The organism is Zunongwangia sp. SCSIO 43204 (genome assembly GCF_019904275.1).
Classification (GTDB): Bacteria; Bacteroidota; Bacteroidia; order Flavobacteriales; family Flavobacteriaceae; genus Zunongwangia; species Zunongwangia mangrovi.
This window is the reverse complement of sequence record NZ_CP063204.1, coordinates 1,630,566-1,653,171: the sequence shown is the minus strand read 5'-3', so window position 1 is coordinate 1,653,171 and position 22,606 is coordinate 1,630,566. Positions and strand designations below refer to the sequence as shown.

Sequence of the window (22,606 nt, the reverse complement as noted above, 5' to 3'; positions counted from 1 at the left end):
TTTGCGGGCTTTCTTTTAAAGGTATAAAAGAAAAAGCACCGCAAATCTAATATTAGGTTAAAATTGATTCAAAATTCAGCTAAACCCAGCTTCTAGCGAATCTAAGTAATTAAGAATGCATCGCCGGTTTGCGATACAATTTATCACGGAGCCAAAAAGAAACACGTACTAAAAGAATTAGCGCTGGCACTTCGATTAGCGGACCAACGATCCCAACAAAAGCCTGACCAGAGTTTAATCCAAAAACAGCAATGGCTACGGCTATAGCAAGCTCGAAGTTATTTCCTGCCGCGGTAAAAGAAATGGCAGCGTTTTCGTCGTATTTTGCCCCTGCCCATCTACTGGCAATAAATCCAATTAAGAACATTAATGCAAAATAGATCATTAATGGAATAGCGATTAGCACTACATCTTTAGGAATTTCTACGATTAAATTTCCTTTTAAGCTAAACATCACCACAATAGTAAAAAGCAAAGCAATTAAGGTGATTTTGGATATTTTAGGGATAAATTTTTCTGAATACCATTTTTCGCCTTTCAGCTTCACTAAAGCTAAACGACTAACAATTCCCATTAAAAACGGAACCCCTAAATAGATCGCAACACTTTCTGCAATCGTCGCTACAGAAATATTAACGATACTTCCTTCGTAACCAAAATACGGCGGAAGTTTTGTAATGAATAACCAGGCATAAAAAGAATAGCCAAAAACCTGAAAAATGCTGTTTAAAGCCACTAATCCTGCTCCATATTCCTTACTTCCATCGGCAAGATCGTTCCACACCAAAACCATCGCAATGCAGCGTGCGAGGCCTATTAAAATTAAACCGGTCATATACTCAGGATGATCGCCTAAAAATAAAATTGCCAGTGAAAACATCAAAATTGGGCCTATGATCCAGTTTAGAAGTATAGAAATACTAAGGATCTTTACATTTCGAAATACCTTTGGAAGCATCTTGTAATCTACTTTCGCCAATGGCGGATACATCATTAAAATTAGCCCAACAGCTATAAGAATATTGGTAGAACCAGCGCTATAGGAATTAATCGCTTGTGGCACTGCGGGGATAAAATAGCCAAGCCCTACACCTACCGCCATGGCAATAAAGATCCAAAGGGTAAGGTAACTATCCAGAAAACTAAGTTTCTTTTTCATGATTCTTTATTTTGAAAGTTCTTTTGCTTTTGTAAATACGTACAATAGATCTGTTGCGATCTCTTTGCTTTTTTCCTGATATTTCTCCAACTCCTCTGGTGTACCATCGCTTACCTTAGGATCTTCAAACGTAAAAGGAATCCTGGCTTCGGCTCCCGGCACAAAAGGACAGGCTTCATTAGCCTGAGAACACGTCATTACCGCTGCGAAGTTTTTCTGCGGATTAAAACCATGATCATAAACTTTCGAAAAACTAATGATCGGCAGGGCGTCTTCAGCAAATTTTAAATAGCAAACCGGATTTTTATCTTTTGAAAGTTTCTCTACGGAAAACCCTACACTTTGAAAGGCTTTTAATACTGAAGGATATACCGCTGTAGCTTCTGTTCCGCCAGAATAAGAACGCACATCTTTTAACCCTAAATATTCAGCAATGGTTTGTGCCCATATTTGTGAAAAATGACTTCTTCTTGAATTGTGCGTACAGATAAAATTGAGGTTTACAGGATCCTTCTTTTGAATTTTTTCAGCAATAAAAGAAACAAATCCGTCTAAAGCATTTTTACGTTCTTCACTAATTTTATTGATATCTAAAGCATCAATAAATTCTTGGATAGCATTATACATTTTGAGGTATATTTTCGATTAGCAACAACCAGATCCAGGCTTACAAGCAGTAGCTACAGCAGCTGTTTCTGTGAGATCTTTTAAACTTCTTTTTGGCTTTTCTGAAGCATTTTCTGGAATCCCGCATTGATCCTGGGCGAGACAGGTGGTAAATTTATTGACTAGCAAAAATCGCTCACCATTAAATTCAAGATCATATTTACCAATGGTACTTCCCTGATATTCTACTTCAATTTCTGAATTTTCATCTAAATGCAGTACATTTTCTGAAAGTTCGATGATCGAAAGTAATTTCTCTGGATGCAAGCGGTGATCGTAGTCATTTGCTTCCCATAACTGAAAGCTCGCTTTGGCTTCGTCTCTAAGCGTACCGCCACAGTCTATAAATTTCTTTTCTACACGACCAATTTCGGTAACATGAAAATGAGAGGGCACTAAGTTGCCATCTGGCAATTCAAATTCGATAGTCGTTTTTTCGTTTAAGATCTTCTTTATTTCTGCTAATTTCATAAGTCTGAATTTTAATTATCGTAATATTACGATTAAATATCATTGCAATATTACGATAATTAAGTAGACTTTTAAAAGTGGAGCTTAAATTTTTTATTTAAATATGTTCTTAAGGGAAATAGCAATCGTGAAGCATCCGGTAAACATCGGGATGTTTAAGTTTTAGACGCTTAGGATTTTCGAAAAAATATTCGCTGGCTGTAGCGAGGAATTCGGCTTCGTTCGTACCGCCGTAATTTCGAATATCAGATTTATTCCTATTAATAGCTTCCATTTCTTCGTGTACCATTTTTAACCACGGAATGGTGTAAGCTTGTTTTAATAATCGCTCGGGCACGCCATCTGTCACACCGTCTACTTTATCAATTAAATGAACAAATTCGTGAATCCCGGTATTTAGACGATCATTGTAAGTCTTAAAACCACCATGTAAAGCACGACGGGAAAGGATCATTTGATGCTCGAATCTCCCAGTTCCCACCAATCCCATTACTATTTTATCTTCTCCGCTATTTTCGAAAACTAGATTTTTATTGAAATGATCTGGATACAAGATCACTGTGCTTAAGTTAGAATAATGCCAGTTCTTAAAACCAAAAACAGGGATCACCGCACTTGATGCAACTAAAATTTTATCTAAATCTTTTAATTTAAACGAAACGCTCTGATATAAACTTCATTTAAGAAGATCATGATTCGCTGCTGAAATCTATTTTGTTCCGAAGTAGATAATTCGGCATAAAACTCAACGTGATCTAATAACAATTGATGCCAGTTTGCAGGAAATGGTGCTATTTTCTTTTTCTTCTTTCGGGTAACCCTGTAAATAATAAAAGCTGCAACGATTACCACTACCAGAATGGCTTGAAAAAGTTTATCCATTTAGAATATGCGTTTCAAAAAATTCAGCTTAAAAATACCTAAAATCGATGCCAATTTTAAGCTTAAACTTCTAAATGTTTCTTCCGGTAATTACTGGGCGTCATACCGTAGAGGTCCTTAAATTTTGTAGAAAATTTTGAAGTACTCGAGAATCCCACAGCATAGGCAACCTCAGCAATATTTGTACGTTTAGAAACCAACAATGTTGCTGCTTGCTTTAACCTGATATTTGTGATCAATTCTCCCGCAGACTGATTGGTGAGTTGTTTTAATTTTCTGTATAAATGCACGCGACTAATCCCTAATTCTCCTGCGATCATTTCTACATTAAGATCTGGATTATTGGTATTATCGTTTACCAACTGCATAAATTTCTCTAACAAAGCTTCATCGCCAGATTTAATATCTACTTTTTTGATTTTATCTTCTTGAAGTTGATTTCCTGCATATGTATTCTTCAACAACGTTCTGTTCTTTATAAGGTTTTTAGCCGTTTTTCTAAGAATCTCGATATTGAAAGGCTTATTGATATACGCATCTACCCCAATATCCAGGCCTTCGATATTAGTTTCTTTATCGGTTTTTCCCGTAAGTAAAATAACAGGCACATGATTAATGTAGATATTCTTTTTCATTTTTCGGGTAAAAGTGATTCCATCCATTTCAGGCATCATCACATCACTAATAATAAGATCTGGCGGATTTTTAGCCACTTCTGGGAATGCAACTTTTGCATTTGGGAAGGTATGCACATTGTAAGTTTCCTTAAATTCGCCGGCAATATAATTCCTTATCTCATCATCATCATCGACGATAAAAACGGTAGGAATATTTTTTTCTGTAGCGTCTTCTTCAAATTCTTCAGAAGAGGAATTCAATAAATTCACTTTAGTCTCATTTGTAAATTCTGCAGCCGATTCTAAGACTATGTCCTTTTCATCTAAATGATCTTTTCCTAAAGGCGCCGTGATCACAAACTTACAGCCAGGCTGATCTTTATTGTTTTCGGCTTTTACCGTGCCGTGATGAAGTTCTGCAATAGATTTAGTTAAATGAAGCCCTATACCGGTTCCTTCGAACTGGCGGTGTTCTTTACTCGAAATTCGATAAAATCGATTGAAAATATTTTCAATATCGCTTTCTTTAATTCCTACACCATTGTCTTTAATCACAATGCTAAATTTCTTCCAGTTTTCGCTGGCTTCGATATCGATTTCTATATTGCCGCCCTGTGGCGTAAATTTTATCGCGTTAGAGATCACATTTTGAATGATCTTATCAAAGTGACGCGGATCGATATATGCATACAACTCTTCTTCACGATGCCTTACTTCAAAATGAATACGCCTGCTTTCTACCTGATCGTCAAAAAGGGAAACTATATTTTTAATAAAGCTTATGATCTCTGTTTTTCTAAATTTAAGCTCAATTTTTCCCTGGTCGATCTTTCTAGCGTTAATTAACTGGTTTAGCAAATGAAGCATACGCTCTGAGTTACGCTCCATGATCTTATAAAGTCTTTGCCGCTCGGGTTGAGAATCGTTTTTGATCAACTTATTCAGAGGGTTCATGATAAGCGTGATTGGCGTTTTAAGATCGTGAGAAATGTTGGTTAGAAACTGCAATTTCGCCTCGTTCATCTCTTCAGCCTGCAAATGCGCTTCTAATTTCTTCTTTGTACTTTGCCTTTGCCTAATGATCTGAATAATCGCATAGGTCATCAAAATAAACAGAAATACATAAGCCAGTTTAGCCCAACTAGAGAGATACCAGGGAGAATGAATTACAATAATTAATGATCTTGCACCGGTATATTCATCAATATCCTTCGCTTTTACTCTAAAATTATAAGTCCCGGGATCTAGGTCGTTAAAAGTTACGGTGTTCATTCCCGGGCGTAACTTTATCCAGTTTTCAGAATTTAGAGAATAGGCATAAGTGATCCATTCCTGGTGTTTAAAAGAAAAAGAGGAGAATTCGATACTAAAATCATTATCAAAATGAGCCAATTCTATCGTATCTGCTTCTATAATTGGCTTGTTAATTATCGAATATGAACCAGATTTCATCCCTTTTTTTACGGGTTCGTCCTGAAGATAAAATTCTGTTATTCTAAGATCGATATTGCTTCCTGTGGCTTCTATTTCTGAAGGCTGAAAAAATGTAATTCCGTTAGTATTTCCAAAATATAACTTTCCATCCTTATCTGAAAATGAAGCATTTTTATTGAATTCATTCCCCTGAAGCCCATCCCTGAAATAATAATTTTTGAATTGCTTAGTTTCCCTTTCGAACTTAGCGATCCCATGGTTTGTGCTAATCCATAAGTTATTCTCCAGATCGGGTTCGATAGCACAGATCACATTACTGGGTAAACCATCTGAAGTATTATAAACTCTTGTGATCGTATCGTTTTTGGGTTTAAAATATAAACCTTCTGAAGTGCCTATCCACAAGTTAAGTTCTTCATCCTCGTAAAGATTATAAATGATCTTATTTCCAAGGATATGATCTTCTCCGTTTTCATCTTGAAAAGTATTCTTATTAAGATCTAAAGCCGACAAACCATCATAGGTCCCAATATATAGTTTATTGGTCTTGGAGAATAATAAACAGTTGATCCACTTATTATTTATGTCTTCTAAACCGTCCTTTTTTTCTATTCGATTATAATTACTGAAACTTTTAGTAGTTATATCGTATTTAAATAGTCCGTAACCAAGTGAGCCAATCCAAACGTCTTTTTTATCATCTTCAGCAAAGGCATAAATTCGTTCTACACGATTACCATTTTCGTCTTTTAATTCAGCACTAAAATCTAATTCGTTTTTAGTTTTATTCAACTTTGCCAAACCTTGAAGGTATGTTCCTACCCAAAGTGTATTATTAGCATCCTGAAACAAGCTCATCACACTGGCCGAGCCCTGCCCTGTATTAGCGGTTATATGAGATTTTTGTCTTGCATTTGTGTTAATCCCATAAAGTCCGTCACCATCGGTGCCCACCCAAAGTGTTTCTTCGTTATCTTTTACAAGGGAAACAATGCTGTTAGATCCAATAATATTATTTTTTACAGACTGGTAACCTATATATTCAAAATTATGCGCTCGATCTGGCACCAGCAAAACACCCTTCTGGTAAATACCTAACCAAAAATTATTGGCCTTATCCTGAATTATAGAATGAATCTTTGTCTTCGTAAAATCGAAATTAGCTATGCTAAAGTCGTTTTCTCTTAATTTATTATTGGCAGGATCGTACACCCAAAGCCCCTTACCATCGGTTCCTACCATAACTTCATTCTGGTTGCTTATCTGCAAAGATTTTACCGGCAAGTTTTGGGAATCTTCAATAAAAAAGAATTCGTCTAATTCACGATCATAACTAAACAACCCTTTACTTAAGCTACCAACATATAGATCTCCGCTTTCGCTTTCAGCAATAGTAGATATTGAAGCATCTACATCTGAATTTATAAAATACGCTGTTACCTGATTCTCTGCATCGATCTTATAAAGTCCCAAGTTTTGGCTGGAAACCCATAAATTTCCTTTTGTATCTTCAAAAAGATCTTCGAAATACTTTTCGGGCAGCGTACTTACAATTTGCCGGGCAAGTAATTTATCTTCATTTCTTTCTAATTTCACTATACCCTGACCTGAAGTACTAAACAGAATCTCACCTGTTTTTCGTTCTAAAATTGAAATTACATGAGATGGATATAAATAATTATTTCCCACGTAAATAGGAATATCATGAAATTGCTCGGTTGCATAGTCGTAGTATTGCAAGCCATTAAAAAAACCGAAATACAACCTTCCACTACCATCCTGGTATATCGACTTTACATAATTATTTTTAAGAGAAGTAGAATCGTTCTTGTTTTGTTTGTAGACTGAAAACTTAGCACCATCATATTTATTTAAACCATCCTCTGTTGCGATCCAAACAAAACCTTTATCGTCTTGATAGATTTGGTTAATTAAACTGCTGGAAAGATCGGCATCGGTAGAAAACAATTTTCCAACCTGGGCATAACTAAGACTTTGCGCTATGAGAAAAAGAAACAACCCAAATACATACTTGTAGTATCGGAAATTATCTTTGGCCGTTTTATTCATTAATCTCGTATTTCAATTAGCAGAGAAGTTTGATTCTTTTTCAGGATAAAAACCATCTAAAAAGTCTTATAGTTTAATTGACTACAAATTAGTATATTTTAATGATTTTTCAATATGAAACCCAAAATAAAAATATTTATCAAATAATCACTTCTTAATATTAATAAAATATACTTATTGAAGTTTTATTTAAAAATACGCACTTTACTTTTCAAGCTATTTTATAGTATTGAAGAAACAGATTGATAATAGAAGACAACCGGACTATTTTTTCAAACAAATTTTAAACTTTTGAATGGAATCAGAATAAATTTTAATAGTCCGAGTTGTCTGGAGGAAACTATTGTGCAGCTAAATCAATTAAATTTTTCACCACTGGCTTTGGTTGGTTTTGCCTGTCGAATAACAGAGGGTAATCTGTTCTTCCCGCCACAGGCCAGTCATTTTTCCAGGAATTCCCATCGTTTACACCCCAAAATGTTATTCTAGAAATCTTATCCTTATGTTTTAAAAACAGCTTAAAAAAGCTCAAATATCGATCTGTAAATTGTTGTTCTACATTCTTAGGCAATTGTTCTGGAAAAGGATTCATTTCATCTTCATATTCGAAGTTATCTGAAATATTTGCTCCGGCATCGCCCCAAGGCGAAGGCAACACACTAAGATCTAATTCTGATATAGCGACTTCACCTAACTGGCCAAAAGCTTCTATGCTTTTTTCGAACTCAGAAATTTCAGGATAATTTAAGCCAATATGACCTTGCATACCTATACCGTGAATAGGCACGTTATTATCCTTAAGGTCTGTAACCATTCTTACTACACCGGCTCTTTTTTTAGGATTTGCCATGGAGTAATCGTTATAATATAATTTTGCATCTGGATCTGCCTGATGCGCGAACTGAAAGGCTAATTTTATATAATCCTCGCCTATAATTTTATAAAATTTACTTTCGCGAAGGCTTCCGTCATCTTCGATAGCTTCATTAACTACATCCCAGGATTTAATTTTCCCTTTATATCTTTCAACAAGTGTAAAAATGTGTTCTTTCATTCTAGAGATCAACTCCTCTCTACTCACCTCTTCTCCATTTTCATCTACAAAAAACCATTTGGGAGTTTGTGAGTGCCAAACCAGGGTGTGCCCATGGATCGCCATATTATTTTCTTCTCCAAAATCAACGAATTGATCTGTAATTTCGAAGTTGAATTTTGCATCATCAGATCGAAGTCGGCCACTTTTCATACAGTTTTCAGCAACGATCGAGTTAAAATGAGATTTTACCACATTTGTCTCGTCTAAATTTTTACCGGTGATCTGGCTGGTATTTAATGCTGTTCCTATTAAAAATTGATCTTTAAAGGCCTCCTTTAAAGAAACAACTTCAGTATTTGCTTCGGGCTCCTTATTTGTTCTAAAACTATAAATAACAAAACCTACGCATACCAAAAGAATAGCTGAGGCAATTATTCTTTTAATCATAATATCTATTAATCTTTTTGGAAGTTTTAAATGTTTGATTTGAGATTGATCATTAGATTAAAAAGTTCTCCTGTAAACACTAAGTTTATTCAGCAAAAGTTACACTGCCACCTCAACAATAATACTGCGACGCATTGTTGATGCAGCTTTAAAGTGCTACAGGAGAACTACTAAGTAAAAATCACAAGTATCTAAAATTCAATTTATGCCGCAGTATTTCTTACATATTGCTTAAGGCTTCGGCAAAGCTTTTATAAGCAGGTTTTCTGTTTAGATTGATATCCCATAATCCCTGGTACTCTCCTGCAAGCCAACTTGCATTTTCTGGGCTATCGCTTATTCCCCAAACTGTAATCCCATAGCGTTGTTCTTTAGGTACGTTTGCGAGATAAGATTCTACTACGAACCTGTACATATCGGCTTGTTGTTCCAACACTTCTGGTGTAGGCTCGTCTGCATTTGTTCTTACATCTAGCTCAGAAACCTTTACCAGTTTTCCTGAAGCTGCAAGCAACCTAAACATTTCAGCAATTTTCTCTCTATCAGAATCTATACTAATATGCATTTGAGTTCCTATACCATCTACCTGAGCTCCCTGACTTTCGATATATTCTACATATTCGATAATCCCCTTACACTTATCCAGGTTATATTCCAGATTGTAATCGTTAATAAAAAGGAGATCCTCTGGTTCGCCATATTGTCTTGCTAAATTGAAGGCTTTAACTGCATAATCTTTACCCAGGTAATCCTGCCAGTAAAATTCGTCATCCTGAACATTAGAGTCTCTTGCCTCGCTTTTTAACTCGTAAGGATTACCATCGTCCATTGGTTCATTTACCACATCCCAGGCATCGACATAAGGTGTTGCGGTCACAACAGTAGAAATATATCGTTCTAATTCTTCTTCTATAATCGCAGATTTCGTAGCATCGTCTCTTACTAATATTGTCGTTGAGCCACCACCACCGGCTGCATTGGTTAAACTTACATTATCAAGATAAACGGTTCCTGCAAATTCACCATAACTAAAAATTAATCTTCCTCTATCGTCAGCATTTACAGTTGTTTGTACTTCTACCCTTTTCCACTCTGTACCCACGTTAACCTGCCCAAAACCGTCTGAGCTATAATTTGGACTTTGCAATTCTGGTCTTATAATACCTTCAGCATCACCTTTTACCCAAAAACTAAGAATATAGGTTTCTCCACTTTCCAAAGGTTCAGGAAAATTATAGACTGTTTGTACAGACCAATATCCTGATGTTATCGAAGGATTGGTTACAAAAAATGCCTTCCCTTCGTTACCAAAACCTAAGCCGTCTTCTGTAAGTCCTCTGGTAGATCCATTACCCCAGCCTCCCCAGCCGGTACCACTTTCGAAGTTTCCATTAGCGACTAAATTGTTTTGCATAGGTTCTCCCTCTAGATCATAAACATAAAGATTGGTAATATCTATCATGTAATTTACACCTGGCTGAGCTCCAAAATTGAAATTAAGACTGAAATAATCTGACTCAAAATCACTGATTCTGAAACGTATTTCTTTCCATGCAAAATCTGTTTGAAAAGTTTCTGTAGCCTCGCCATCATTATTATAATCTATAAGTGGCATATTTTCATTTAATCCATCAAAACTTATACTTACTTCCCCGGGTATATCAGACTTTATAAAAAAGATCACCTCATATTCATGATCTGTCATTACAGGGATATCTGGAGTACTAAATTGGAAATCTTCAGCCTGGGCTGAACCAGAAGGCACAGCAAATTGTATCGCATTCGTTTCGTCTCCTATTCCTTCATTTTCTGCAATCATAATATTTTCTTCCGCAGTATTAGAAGTATAACCAGTAAAACTACCATCCATTAAACCAGATTTATCAAGATCGTTAGGAATAGATGGAGACTCTATCACCAAAGGCTCTAAAAGGCTATTTAAGTAGCTTGCATTTTGATTAGCATGCCAGGTTAAAGTATGTCCATAAATACTAGTTCCTGCCTGCTCTGCAGTTGTTATAAGTTCATTAACCTGTGTTAGATCTATATCTCCGTTAGCACGAACAATAGCTCCATGCTTCATCCCGTAGTGCAAGGTCAACTCATCAAAATTTCTGTTGATCAACCGGTGCATCACCCCTTTGTTATTATATTCTGAAATAGAAACTGCTCCGCCTAATTTAAAACCTGCATTAGAAGTACTATCTATATAACTTTTTAAAGAGGCGTATTCGTTTATTTCCTGTTGCGCATCCCAACCTTCTGGTTTTTCAACTTCGAACTCTAATGGATCTGGATCTGCACAAGAACTAATTATCGACAACAATCCACCAAAAACAAGTAAGCGATTTAAATATTTCATAATCAATATCTTTATATTATTCTAATACTGGTGAGAAAGTTTCCATTGTCACACCTCGATCTCTTAATACTAATGTATCCTGAGTACTCACCGTAATTTCCTCTAGATTCACCTGATAATCTAGGTATAATGCATCTCTATCTTTACCTCCCCAACTATTCTCTTCTCCATCTTTTACAAACTGGCCACTTCCTGAAGCGGTGTAATCCTCTGAAGCTGCACTAACAGTACAATTGCCGGAATCATCAAAACTTAAGATCAGTGTGCAGTTCACTGCATAACCCTCACTGTTTTGAAAAACAAGATCTAAAGAAACATCTTCTAAAGCTGTAGTGGTTAGAGAAGTAACCTCATCATCTACCACGTATTCTTCTCTTCTTACTACGGTATCATCTAAATCCTCGTTACCAGGTGTTCCTTCGATAACATCTACACCTCTGCGCAGATAATTACCATGCCAGGGATTTACATATTTTACTGCATAAAGAACAAAATCTTTAGGCACCACATCCCAATCTTCTGCAACCGGTTTTCTTGCTCCGGCCATAAGTGGCACTCCAGATAAAATAGAGTCGGCACTCATAACATTTGTCATTTCCAATGGTATCACATAATTTCTACCAATAGCCTGCTCGTCTTCAAAAAAGGCATCTGTTAATTGAAATTCTACACCTCCAATCAATTCTCCTTTTGGGATAATGATTTGATCTGCAGCAAGCGTATAATAGCTCTGTGGCATTGCCTGCACAGGGCTCCCATTTTCTTCAAACAAAAGTCCATCTACCAAAGAATTATTAACCTGAACGTCTATTAAAACATCCTGAGGATTATTGTAAGTCCCACCAGTTGTAGCCATGATTACAGCTTTACCTTCATTATCCAGCGTAGTATCAAAAATATCCTCTCCCAAAGTGATAGTTCTTATGGGATACTGATAAGCAAAATACACGGTTTGAAATTCGTAATCTGGAAAATCCCAACTATCATTCTCACAAGATGTAAGCCCGGCAAGAACTAATAATGCGATTATATATATTCTATTTTTCATCTTCTATCTTTTTATATTCAATAATTACCAGCCTTGATTTTGAAGCAAAGCATCATACTTTAGAACCTCGCTAAATGGTATAGGCCCATATCGCATATATTCTTCGTATACTCTATTTTCTACATTTATCGTTTCATGGTTACCATTTTGTATACTAACCCCACGCGCCTGCTCATTTAGATCTTCATCCCAACGACGTAGGTCCCAAAAACGCAAGCCTTCAAAACATAATTCCAGGCGTCTTTCATTACGTATTAATTCTCGCATTGCGTCCTGATCTGTCCCTGCCATCGCTAAATATTCATCGGGCTGAGTTATTCCTGCTCTTTCTCTAATGGCCTGAATTACATCGTAGGCTGAAAATCCAAAGCTACCAGTTCCCTGTGGACCCCAGGCCTCATTTGCTGCCTCTGCATAGATTAAGTATAATTCTGTATAACGTAACCTTGATCTATAATGCTGTTGCGTATTGTTGATCACCGGATCCAGATTAACATCCTGTCTTAGTAGTTTTCTTAAATAATATCCTGTCCTTGTAGAAGTTTCTACTGCATTTAAGGCATCATTAGTAGTCCCATCTGCAGCTGTGATTATCGTTTCATTATTTGCACCAGCCGTGCTTCCATTAACCAATACATAATGATCTAGTCTTGGATCCCTGTTAGCGTATGGATTCTCTGCATCAAAACCACTGGCAGGATCATCGATTGGATATCCGTTAGCCATTGGAAAAGAATTTACAAGGTTTTGCGTAGGATTAATTCTACCATCACCAAATAAGGTTGGTGGAAAATTTTGTTGCTCTAAGGTGCTGGTTTCAGTTACATCTGTACGCCAGATAATTTCAGGTGGATTATCACCTCCTCCTATAGAACTAATTTGAGCTGTATTTTTGTACCAGGTATGTCCATCTGGTGCGATTCCGCCTACACCACCATTCGATGCTAAAACATCACCGGCATAATTTGCTACATCCTGCCATGTTGTTGTATTTCCACTGGCATAAGCAGGGCTAGCTGCTAATAACGCTGCTTTAGCTTGAAAAGACTTTGCGATTCTGGCCGTCATTCTTTGTTTTGCATACTCTCCAAAAACACGGTTATAATCTGCCAAATCTGAATATCCAGCTGGTAAATTATCTAATGTTTCGTAATCTAATGGTAGTAATTCTTCAGCCATTGCAACATCTGAATATAATTGTTGCATACAGGCTTCGAAAGTCGCTCTAGGCTGATTAAAATCTGAATCGGTTTGTTCTGGCTCTAATACAATTGGCACTCCTAAAAGTTCACCATTTACCCAACCTGAGTGTTGTCTTAGTAAATAATACATATATAATGCTCTAAGACCGTAAGCTTCTCCTTTAAGTCGATCATTAAACATCGCACTAATATCTTCGTCTGAAGCCCAGGTCACTTTATCTGCTTCAGCTAAAAAAATATTTAAATATTGAATCGCAGCACGTGCATTTCTCCATTGATCGAAAGGGTTATTTTGAGCCGTCCATTGGCCTGTAGCTATCTCTCTGTATTGATTATCTATATCGTTACTAACTGCATCATCTGTAGCGACATCACTAAAAGAGTAATTATTATTAGGTAATCTTGTATATCCATTAAGTAATATACCCTGCGCATATTCTGCTTCAGCATACATATCCTCAAGACTTCTGTTGTTTTCTATCGCTGGCTCTAAAAGATCATCACAGCTTGTCATAGAAACGACTATAAATAAAAGAAGTAGTATTTTACTTTTCATTTCCGTCCTTTTTTTAATTTTTAAAATATTGCTTTAATCCCCAGATTATAGAATCTATTTTGTGGCGCACCTCCAACGCTTAATTCCAAAATTTCACGCTCTGGCGAAACTGTTAAAAGGTTTGTCCCACCTACATACACACCAATCTCCTGGACAAAAGATCTATTAAACATGGCTTTAGGCAGATTATAAGATATCTGTACTTTGGCCAGATCAAAACGATCTGTAGAATACATCCAGAAATCTGAACTTCTAAAGTTGTTATTACTTGTAGTAGTTGTCAACCTAGGATAGGTTGCAGTTTCGCTGGTTTCAGGTGTCCAACGATCTCTAACTACTTCAGAGTACTTATCTTCTCCATCTACCCAGAAGTATGAGTTATTTCGCATGGCATGAGCACCAAATCTTCCCATTCCTAAAGCAAAAAAGCTAAAGTTTTTCCACTCGGCCGTAAAATTTATTCCTAATGTGAACGGGGCTCCAAACCAACCGGCTTTTCCTAAATACACTACATCCTGGTTATCTACAAGTCCGTCTCCGTTTTGATCGATATATTTGATATCTCCTGGCTGCACTTCTCCAAAACTTGGTGTGGCAGAATTCTCGATTTCTTCTTCATTCATAAAGAAACCATCGTTTTCTAATCCCCAAATACCATCTAAAGAAGTTCCCTGGCGATTTTGATAAGCATCCTCATATCTTTCAGCTCTTTTTGAAGCTTTGGTATCATAATATGTTCCTACGAATCCCAAAGTAGTTTCAACTTCACCTATTTTTTGATTCCAATCAACTCTAAAATCAAAACCAATTCGTTCATCTTCATTATAATTTACAAAAGGAATAAAAGATGAGTTTGGCCAACCTGTGGTAAAATAATTGGGGTACAATATCGAATTTTGAACAATATTTCCAGAAATTCTATTCGCAAAGAACGATCCCTGCACATAAAATAAATTATTGAGTAAGGAGGCTTCTAAACCAAAGTTTATCTCTTCTCTTTTCGCAAAAGTAAGATCGTAATTTTGCCCTCTTCTAGAATCTGTAGATCTACTTAAAGCTCCATCACGCCAGTTAAACCAGGCCCCATCAGTTTGTGTATAGATACTTTCGTAAAGGTAATATTGATCTATATCCATATCTGTATTTAAAATACCTGCAGAAGCCGTTAATTTTAGATCATCAAATACGCTTGAATTCTTTAAGAAATTTTCTTCAGACAACCTCCATCCTAGAGTTAATGTTGGAGAAAAAGCCTGTCTATTGCCTTCCGGTAGCTTAGCTGAATGAACAACTGCCCCACTAAAATCTGCATAGTATTTATCCAAATAGCTATACCCTAAATGAAGCCCAAGGTTTGCATTACTTGTTCTGTGATATTCTTCTGAAACAGATTGCTGAAAACCATTTGCTAACAGAATAGCAGAAATATTATGATCTTGTTCGATCTTAGTCTCATAATTAAACTGTCCTGAAAATGAAATGGTTTGTCGATACCAACTATCACTGATATTTTGAACTCCAGATCTTGCATCCTGACCATATTGCGTTAAACCGGCAATTAAACTCTCACCGTTATAATTGGTCCAACTTGGCTGATAAACAGCATACTCATTATTATATGATTGGTTGTAGGAGGTAGAATAATCTACCCCAAAGCTAGAATGAAAACTTAAACCTTCTAACAAATTAGTAAGATCTGCACCAATACCAGTATTGAATTGAAATTGTCTACTGGTATAATTATTACTGCCACCTGCGTATATCGCAGCAAATGGATTAGTTTGATCTAATTGCGTTCCACCCAGTAGATATTGGTTGTCAATTAAGAAACTGCTATTATTTACATATTGCATGGAATTCTCATCAGATTCTTCGATCATTCCAATCGGAATTAAAGGAGAAAATCTATTAGGTCTTAATCTGGCAGCATCGCCCCAATAATTTGCATTAACACCTCTACCATTGTAATACACAGCAGAAGCTCCTACGGTTGCATATAAATAATCTGTTATATCGATATCTACATTACCTCTAATATTAAATCTTTGATTGCTATTTTTGGAAGCTTCACCAAAGTCTAATAAAGAACCTGCCGTATAAAAACCTAAATTAGTATAGTATTGAGCAGTTTCATTTCCTCCTGAAATTTGCGCTGTAGCGTCATAACGATTATAAATTTCCTGCAAGTAATCTGACGAGTAATAGTTTACGTCAGGATAACGATAAGGGTTATTACCAGTTGCATGGTTATATATGGTTTCTTCATCATATAGCTCACTTAAGCCATCATTAGCTCGCGCTTCGTTATACAGGGTCATATATTCAGCAGAGCCTAAATATTTTGGAAAGCTCTTTGGCGTATAAAGACCAGCATTCATTCTCACTTCAATCTTTTGCTTCTGGATCTTACCTCTCTTGGTAGTCATTTGAACCACACCTTTCGCAGCTCTACTTCCGTAAAGAGCAACCGCTGCTACTCCCTTCAGAAAACTTATTTGATCGATCTCTGTTGGCAATATACTCCCGGCATCTCTGGGTACTCCGTCTATCAAGATTAGATATTCGTTCATTCCCCAGATATTTCCATGAAAACCATTCGCTAGAGCCGTCATATTTTCTAGTGAAGATGTATTGTAACTTTTCTCCATTAGTTCATCTACATCTATCGCAGTAACTCCGCTAATAAGATTACGTTTTTCTACTTTTCGAAAAGCTACATTTACATCTTTATAAGCTTCAATTGGTTCTAAGCTTATATTCTCTATATCTTCTTTTACTATAATTAATCTAGGCTTATATTGATTAGCCTGAATTGTTATTTCTGAAAAAAGAGGAACTGATACTTCAAAAACTCCCAAAGAATCGGTTAAAGTAGTACTAGATGATGTTATGATTGTTGCCCCAGCAATTGGATCTCCATTCTTACCTCGAACGGTGGCCTCTACATCTATTTCTTCAGATGTTTGAGAGAACCCCAAGTATGGTAAAAAGAGGAACAGGGCACTAAAAACTATTTTAAATTGAATATTATTCATTCTCTCTCTGTTTAATATTGAATAAGAAGGGACTACCATCCTGGATTTTGATTTAATTCCATGTACATGTTCACATCCACGTTTTTAAGTGGTAGCCAGTAATGCTTGCTACTATAATTTCTCTCCAGGATCACTTCTTCTCTTAGGTTAAGCACCCTATTTTGAGAAGGATCATCTGTATTTAATTCACCTGCTCGGTCAAATTCTACAGAGGTCTTTAATGTATATGGACTTTCTGCCAGTAACAACCAGCGTCTTAGGTCATTAAAACGATGTCTTTCAAACGAGAGTTCTACAGCACGTTCACGTCTTATTTCACTCATAAAGTCATCGATATTTCCTAGAAATTTGCTAGCTACATTCCCCACACCTGCTCTATCTCTCACAAAGTTTACTGCATCTACAGCGGTTCTATTATAATTAGAAACCTGCCCTGTAGGTGATTGATAGGCCTGCGCAGCAGCTTCAGCATACATTAAATACACATCAGCAAGACGCATATATGGTAAGTGAATATTCAAATTATTACCATAGCCATAACCCTCGTCGTATTTATTGGCCGTCATTGGTATAAACTTATAAAGCATATATCCCGTTCTACTACCTGTACGTTCATTACGATAGCTTCCTCCTGTAAAAAGATTAGCATATCTGTTATACTCCTCACCGTCTGGCATAGAACCTTGTACGGTTCTTACCCCATCGTACACAATATCATTGTAAAATCTTGGATCTCTGTCTCTCCAAGGATATTCAGGATCATAACCTGATTCTGGATCAGCTTCAGTAATATTTTCTATAGGCAATCCATTTGCCATTCCGTAGAAATCTACATAGTTGGCGGTTGGTAAAAATTTCACATCACCATCAACCAAAATTGGTGCAGGCTGGTACTGTTTTGCCGTACCATAAGTAGATCCATGCGCTCCATAATATGGTCCTCGGAAAATCGCCTCTGTACTTCCAGGCATTTGCCAGTTCTGCCCAGTGGTATAAAAATTAAGGTAATAATCTTCAAAAGGTACAAGAGAATAATCTGCCTGTCCTGATTCACATAGGCTAAGTAACTCTCCAAAAGCTTCTGCAGCTCTTTGAGCATAAGATGTATTATAACTGGTACTACCTGTAGATTCCTGATTCATTAATGGACTTGCTGCCCATAAATAATTTTTACCTAAATAGCCCAACGCCATGATCTTATTAATTCTAAGCTGATTTTTACCTAAGGTCGCTCTACCGGCATCGGTTTCGTCCCAGTCTACAGGAAGTAAATTTGCTGCTTCCTGGAAATCCTGCCCAGCAAGATCTGCTGCTTCGTGATAACTAAGTCTTGGTAATTGAAGTGGCTCATCACTTGGTAAAACTTCATTTATATAAGGCAGCCCCCCAAAATACTGTATGATCTGAAAATGAAACCAACCTCTAAAGAACAATAATTGCCCGCGTATGAGATCCTTTTCTTCCTGTGTAGCATCTGTAAGTTTATCAAGATTAGCCAAACCAATATTTGCTTTTCTAATCCCGTACCAACCAAGAGTCCACATATCTTTACTCATACGGTCATCGTTGGTAGAAGCATCGTTTCTATTCATCCAACCGGCATCCCAACCATCGAATTCGTGTTGCCATGCCCAAAAGTTACCATTCTCGAACTTCACCAGAATATGAAAGTCACGAGCTGTCGATTGAATTTCGTCGTCTCCCCAATTCCAAGAATTCGTCCAGTATGCATTGGTAAAATCTGGAATACAGTGATATAATTCTTCAGTATAGCCCTGGAAATTCGTAAAGTTTTTAAAAGCCTCTTCTTCAGAAACTATAGATTCTGCTTCCCGGTCTAGATAATCTTCACAAGATGTGATAAAAACCAGTGCACAAATAGCTAAACTTAGTTTTATAGTATTTTTGAAATAAATTTTCATAACAGCTCGTTTTAAAAAGTAATGTTCAATCCTAAATTAAATCGCTTTACAGTTGGATAAGCACCTTGCGATGCCCAACCGGTTCCGGCAAAATTAGATTCTCTATCATCTGGCATATCTGTCCATAAAAACAGGTTGTTACCGCTTAAGAATAATCTTAAGTTTTTTACCCCTAACCTCTCTGCTAAACTAGAAGCCGAATCGAACGTGTACGCGATCTCTGCATTTTTAAGTCTTAGATAAGATCCATCGTACATATACCTATTGGCTACATTGTAACTACTAGGAGTCGTAAGCCATCTTGGTACCGGAGAATCTGCATTCATGTTATTTTTAGACCAGTAACTTCCTTCTTCGTAAACCACATGGTTTTGAGATGAAAGACTTCCTAATACCACCTGGCGTGTTACGTTTTCTACACCATAGAATTGTACATAACTACTAAAGCCCTTCCAATCGAAACCTACCGTAGTATTATAGGTTCTTTGTGGTGATCCTGTAAATCCATACGGTATATTATCATAATTATCGATCACACCATCACCGTTAAAATCTACCAGGTGATAATTTCCTGGTAATTTTTGATTGTCATTTGTGTTGTGGATTGTACTACCGTATAACTGATCCCAGTTGTTATAGAATCCAGGAGTCACATAAGAATATGCCTGTCCAATCTGAAATCCTGCATTTTTTTGATACGCAGGTAGTAAAGATGGATCATCTGCATTGATCACTTCATTTTGCGCTAATGTCATATTTACATTAGACCATAATCTTAATCCGTTTTCGAATCTATAGTTCAAGTTTACATCAAACTCGAAACCTTTATTTTTCACTTCTCCAAGGTTCGCAACAGGAGCTTCTGTACCGTAATAAGACGGTATAGCTCTACTATTTCCGTTAATAAGAATATCTTTTCTTTCATCTCTAAAGTAATCGAAGCTACCTTCAATAAAACCATTAAAAAATCCAAAATCGATACCTATATTCGCTTTTTTAACACGCTCCCAAGAGACTTCTGGATTTCCAACAGATTGCTCGTTAAACCAAGTATAAGGACTTTGCTCTGCTGCCTCACCGGTAACACCCATTCTAGATTGACCTCCATATCCCCATTGTGTCATGTATAGAAAACGACCGTTTACATTATCATCTCCTATTTCACCATAATTAGCTCTAAGTTTTAGAAGGTCAAGCCAAGAAACTTTTTCTAAGAGTCGTTCTCTCGACAATATCCAGCCTAAACCACCAGAGGAGAAAAATGCGAACCTATTTTCTGGACTAAATTTCTCTGATCCATTATACGCACCATTGTACTCCAGGGTATATTTATTATCGAATGTATAAGTTGTTCTAAACACCCAGTCTTCGCGGAATCTAGGGATTTCACTACCTGTGGCATTTTCATTTCTATTCATTAATCCCATCACAGCCAAATCGTGTTTACCACCAAAGTTTTTAGCATACTTCAACTGGAATTGATAGAATAATTTTCTATAGGAAGACCAATCTCTTACCGCTCCAGGGCTTGTTGTCCATTCTACACCTTCCTGAAAATCGAAACGACTGTTTGGATTATAACTTTGCTGAAATAAAACGGTTCCCGTTGCTGGATCTATCCATTTTTCCTGGGTATCGTTATATTGATCGTTAATTCCCCGATCGGCTTCTACAAAAGTGTTATCTAAAGCAATGGTTCCGTTAAAATTTAAACCATCCAAAATAAAATCAAGATCCTGATCTAGAGTGAAATTTGTGGTAAGTCTTGTAGTTGTTATATACTGAATACCACTTATGGCTAAGGTTCTAACCGAGTTAGAGGCCGCTCCTTCGTTAGGTGCATAATATCCCCACGCCCCGTCTGCATATCTTGGAAGAAAGGCATCTGGCGCAGTAGAATATGCCGCTAACCATCTTGTATATTCGTTCGCAGTAGACCACGGACTTTTTCTAACTCCGTGCGATCCTGCAAGATTTACCTGAAATAATGTAGATGGTGTTATCTGAAAATCCAGATTCCCCCTAACATTTAAACGATTAAAGGCATATCCAGGATCATAACCTCTACCATTATCATAATCTCTCATTAGATCTCCTTCACGAAGAAAATCTGCCGTAGTAAAATATTTTACAAAATCTGTACCTCCACTAACGTTTACGTTTGCATTGTAAGACATTGCATACTCTCTAAATAAAGTATTTGCCCAATCGACGTTTGGATAACGCTCTCTCTCTTCAAGATTTGCAGGATTACGGTATTTATCGATAATATCTAAAGGCAAATAGTCGTTCCATGCATTGGGGTTTAAAGCCAGTTCATTTTCTATAGCTTCGTTCTTAACACGTAAAGCATCGTAAGCATCGTACTTACCTGGTAATTTAGAAGGCACTTTCACAATAGTGTTTACTCTAGCTCTAATAATAGCTTTACCTTTTTCCCCTCTTTTCGTCGTGATAAGAATCACCCCGTTCGCTCCACGAACACCATAAACCGCTGTTGCTGATGCATCCTTTAAAACCGAAATAGATTCTACAGATCCTATTGCCACACTAGACATTGGTCGCTCTACACCATCTACTAAAATAAGCGGCCCAGCATTATTCCAGGTACTCTGTCCCCTAATAAGGATTCTAGGATCTTCCTGTCCCGGCATCCCAGTACTCGCGCTGGTGACCACCCCGGGAACATTCCCTGTAAGTGCAGACCCAATGTTGGTTACACCACCTGTTCTTTCCAACGTTTCACCATCTACAGCGGCAATCGAGGCAACTACACTTTCTTTCTTTTGTTGACCGTAACCTACGATAACAACCTCTTGCAAGGCATCCTGATCTGGATCCATTACAAGATTAATTTCTGTACGACCATCAATTTTACGTTCTACAGTTTTGTAACCTATAAAACTAAAGACCAGAGTTGCATCTCCCGGTGCAGTGATAGTATATTTTCCATCCATATCTGTTACCGCACCAAGATTCGGTACTTCCTTCACAAAAACATTAACTCCGGGAATACCTAAATTATCCTCTGAAGATGTTATGGTACCGCTGATACTTATTTGATCAACTTCCTCGGTTTCTGCACCGTAAACCGAAGTATTAAGAAGAAAATTAATCAACAGCCCAATAACAAACAGCTTTGTTAGACATGGGTGATCAAGTAATTTTATTTTCATATTTAGCTTGTTTTAATTCGATTTAAGCGATATAAAATCAATTTAATTCGCATAGTTCCTTTTCTTCGATAACGTTGTAGTAACTGAATTAAGAAAAAGAGAAATCAGATATCTCTTAGAAAATTCTTGCTGAAACGATAATGTTGTAAAATAATCTTTCACTCCTTTTTTGCTTTAAGTTTTAAATTTGCTCGATCCCAAAACCTTATCTAAAAATGAATGCGAAATACTCTAAAACGAAAGAGATTTAAGCTTAATTGAGGAAATTTTAATTTTAAGCGTAATTATTACACTATTATCAATTTTAACCCTCGTTTAAATTCCTTTTTTTAGGTTTTGTTAACAGAATCAAATATATCTGTTAATTTGTTTTAACAAACCAAAGCATGTTACAAATACTTTACGCTATGTTACATTTGATATTCAACGATAAAGATCGAAAAAGGAAGAAGTAGCAAATAGACAGTAAAACCTTATAAAACAGATAATTAAATGGTTTTAATGTATTTGTTACATGTATTTT

Annotated in this window: 13 protein-coding genes; all 13 read right to left on the bottom strand. The window is 36.6% G+C overall.

Annotated features, from left to right (window positions below):
* Nucleotides 1–109: 109 nt before the first annotated feature.
* The 13 genes from arsB to INR75_RS07275 all read right to left on the bottom strand — a co-directional run bounded on the left by arsB (nucleotide 110) and on the right by INR75_RS07275 (nucleotide 22,083).
* Nucleotides 110–1,159 carry an ACR3 family arsenite efflux transporter gene (gene arsB / locus INR75_RS07330; protein WP_223091392.1) on the bottom strand — a complete coding sequence of 350 codons (1,050 nt, stop codon included), beginning with the start codon at nucleotides 1,157–1,159 and terminating at the stop codon, nucleotides 110–112.
* Between the two features lie 6 nt (nucleotides 1,160–1,165).
* The gene (locus tag INR75_RS07325) at nucleotides 1,166–1,786 is read right to left on the bottom strand and encodes a protein-tyrosine-phosphatase (protein WP_223091391.1); all 621 of its coding nucleotides are present in this window, start codon (nucleotides 1,784–1,786) and stop codon (nucleotides 1,166–1,168) included.
* An 18-nt stretch (nucleotides 1,787–1,804) separates the two neighbouring features.
* On the bottom strand, nucleotides 1,805–2,296 hold the full coding sequence (locus INR75_RS07320) for a DUF6428 family protein (RefSeq protein WP_223091390.1): 492 nt from the start codon (nucleotides 2,294–2,296) through the stop codon (nucleotides 1,805–1,807).
* Between the two features lie 109 nt (nucleotides 2,297–2,405).
* The gene (locus INR75_RS20595) at nucleotides 2,406–2,906 is read right to left on the bottom strand and encodes a zinc-dependent peptidase (RefSeq protein WP_370629890.1); all 501 of its coding nucleotides are present in this window, start codon (nucleotides 2,904–2,906) and stop codon (nucleotides 2,406–2,408) included.
* 35 nt (nucleotides 2,907–2,941) lie between these two features.
* The gene (locus INR75_RS20590) at nucleotides 2,942–3,178 is read right to left on the bottom strand and encodes a zinc-dependent peptidase (protein ID WP_370629889.1); all 237 of its coding nucleotides are present in this window, start codon (nucleotides 3,176–3,178) and stop codon (nucleotides 2,942–2,944) included.
* A gap of 62 nt (nucleotides 3,179–3,240) precedes the next feature.
* Nucleotides 3,241–7,299: a two-component regulator propeller domain-containing protein gene (locus INR75_RS07310; protein ID WP_223091389.1), complete on the bottom strand. Its 4,059-nt coding sequence runs from the start codon at nucleotides 7,297–7,299 to the stop codon at nucleotides 3,241–3,243.
* Between the two features lie 340 nt (nucleotides 7,300–7,639).
* A complete protein-coding gene (locus INR75_RS07305) occupies nucleotides 7,640–8,782 on the bottom strand; it encodes an endo-1,4-beta-xylanase (protein ID WP_223091388.1) in 1,143 nt (380 codons plus the stop codon).
* 220 nt (nucleotides 8,783–9,002) lie between these two features.
* The gene (locus INR75_RS07300) at nucleotides 9,003–11,144 is read right to left on the bottom strand and encodes an endo-1,4-beta-xylanase (protein ID WP_223091387.1); all 2,142 of its coding nucleotides are present in this window, start codon (nucleotides 11,142–11,144) and stop codon (nucleotides 9,003–9,005) included.
* Nucleotides 11,145–11,160: 16 nt separating this feature from the next.
* Complete coding sequence (locus tag INR75_RS07295) at nucleotides 11,161–12,192, bottom strand: DUF5627 domain-containing protein (RefSeq protein WP_223091386.1); 1,032 nt, start codon at nucleotides 12,190–12,192, stop codon at nucleotides 11,161–11,163.
* A 24-nt stretch (nucleotides 12,193–12,216) separates the two neighbouring features.
* Nucleotides 12,217–13,950: a RagB/SusD family nutrient uptake outer membrane protein gene (locus INR75_RS07290; protein ID WP_223091385.1), complete on the bottom strand. Its 1,734-nt coding sequence runs from the start codon at nucleotides 13,948–13,950 to the stop codon at nucleotides 12,217–12,219.
* A gap of 20 nt (nucleotides 13,951–13,970) precedes the next feature.
* Nucleotides 13,971–16,985 (bottom strand): SusC/RagA family TonB-linked outer membrane protein, encoded by a 3,015-nt coding sequence (locus INR75_RS07285; protein WP_223091384.1) that lies wholly within the window; start codon nucleotides 16,983–16,985, stop codon nucleotides 13,971–13,973.
* Nucleotides 16,986–17,017: 32 nt separating this feature from the next.
* Nucleotides 17,018–18,907 carry a RagB/SusD family nutrient uptake outer membrane protein gene (locus INR75_RS07280; RefSeq protein WP_092540277.1) on the bottom strand — a complete coding sequence of 630 codons (1,890 nt, stop codon included), beginning with the start codon at nucleotides 18,905–18,907 and terminating at the stop codon, nucleotides 17,018–17,020.
* A gap of 11 nt (nucleotides 18,908–18,918) precedes the next feature.
* Nucleotides 18,919–22,083 (bottom strand): TonB-dependent receptor, encoded by a 3,165-nt coding sequence (locus INR75_RS07275; RefSeq protein WP_223091383.1) that lies wholly within the window; start codon nucleotides 22,081–22,083, stop codon nucleotides 18,919–18,921.
* Nucleotides 22,084–22,606: the final 523 nt, after the last annotated feature.

Bases quoted from the DNA above. Each gene is read 5' to 3' on its own strand.
- arsB (WP_223091392.1), bottom strand. From the start codon at position 1,159: ATGAAAAAGAAACTTAGTTTTCTGGATAGTTACCTTACCCTTTGGATC.
- INR75_RS07325 (WP_223091391.1), bottom strand. From the start codon at position 1,786: ATGTATAATGCTATCCAAGAATTTATTGATGCTTTAGATATCAATAAA.
- INR75_RS07320 (WP_223091390.1), bottom strand. From the start codon at position 2,296: ATGAAATTAGCAGAAATAAAGAAGATCTTAAACGAAAAAACGACTATC.
- INR75_RS20590 (WP_370629889.1), bottom strand. From the start codon at position 3,178: ATGGATAAACTTTTTCAAGCCATTCTGGTAGTGGTAATCGTTGCAGCT.
- INR75_RS07310 (WP_223091389.1), bottom strand. From the start codon at position 7,299: ATGAATAAAACGGCCAAAGATAATTTCCGATACTACAAGTATGTATTT.
- INR75_RS07305 (WP_223091388.1), bottom strand. From the start codon at position 8,782: ATGATTAAAAGAATAATTGCCTCAGCTATTCTTTTGGTATGCGTAGGT.
- INR75_RS07300 (WP_223091387.1), bottom strand. From the start codon at position 11,144: ATGAAATATTTAAATCGCTTACTTGTTTTTGGTGGATTGTTGTCGATA.
- INR75_RS07295 (WP_223091386.1), bottom strand. From the start codon at position 12,192: ATGAAAAATAGAATATATATAATCGCATTATTAGTTCTTGCCGGGCTT.
- INR75_RS07290 (WP_223091385.1), bottom strand. From the start codon at position 13,950: ATGAAAAGTAAAATACTACTTCTTTTATTTATAGTCGTTTCTATGACA.
- INR75_RS07285 (WP_223091384.1), bottom strand. From the start codon at position 16,985: ATGAATAATATTCAATTTAAAATAGTTTTTAGTGCCCTGTTCCTCTTT.
- INR75_RS07280 (WP_092540277.1), bottom strand. From the start codon at position 18,907: ATGAAAATTTATTTCAAAAATACTATAAAACTAAGTTTAGCTATTTGT.
- INR75_RS07275 (WP_223091383.1), bottom strand. From the start codon at position 22,083: ATGAAAATAAAATTACTTGATCACCCATGTCTAACAAAGCTGTTTGTT.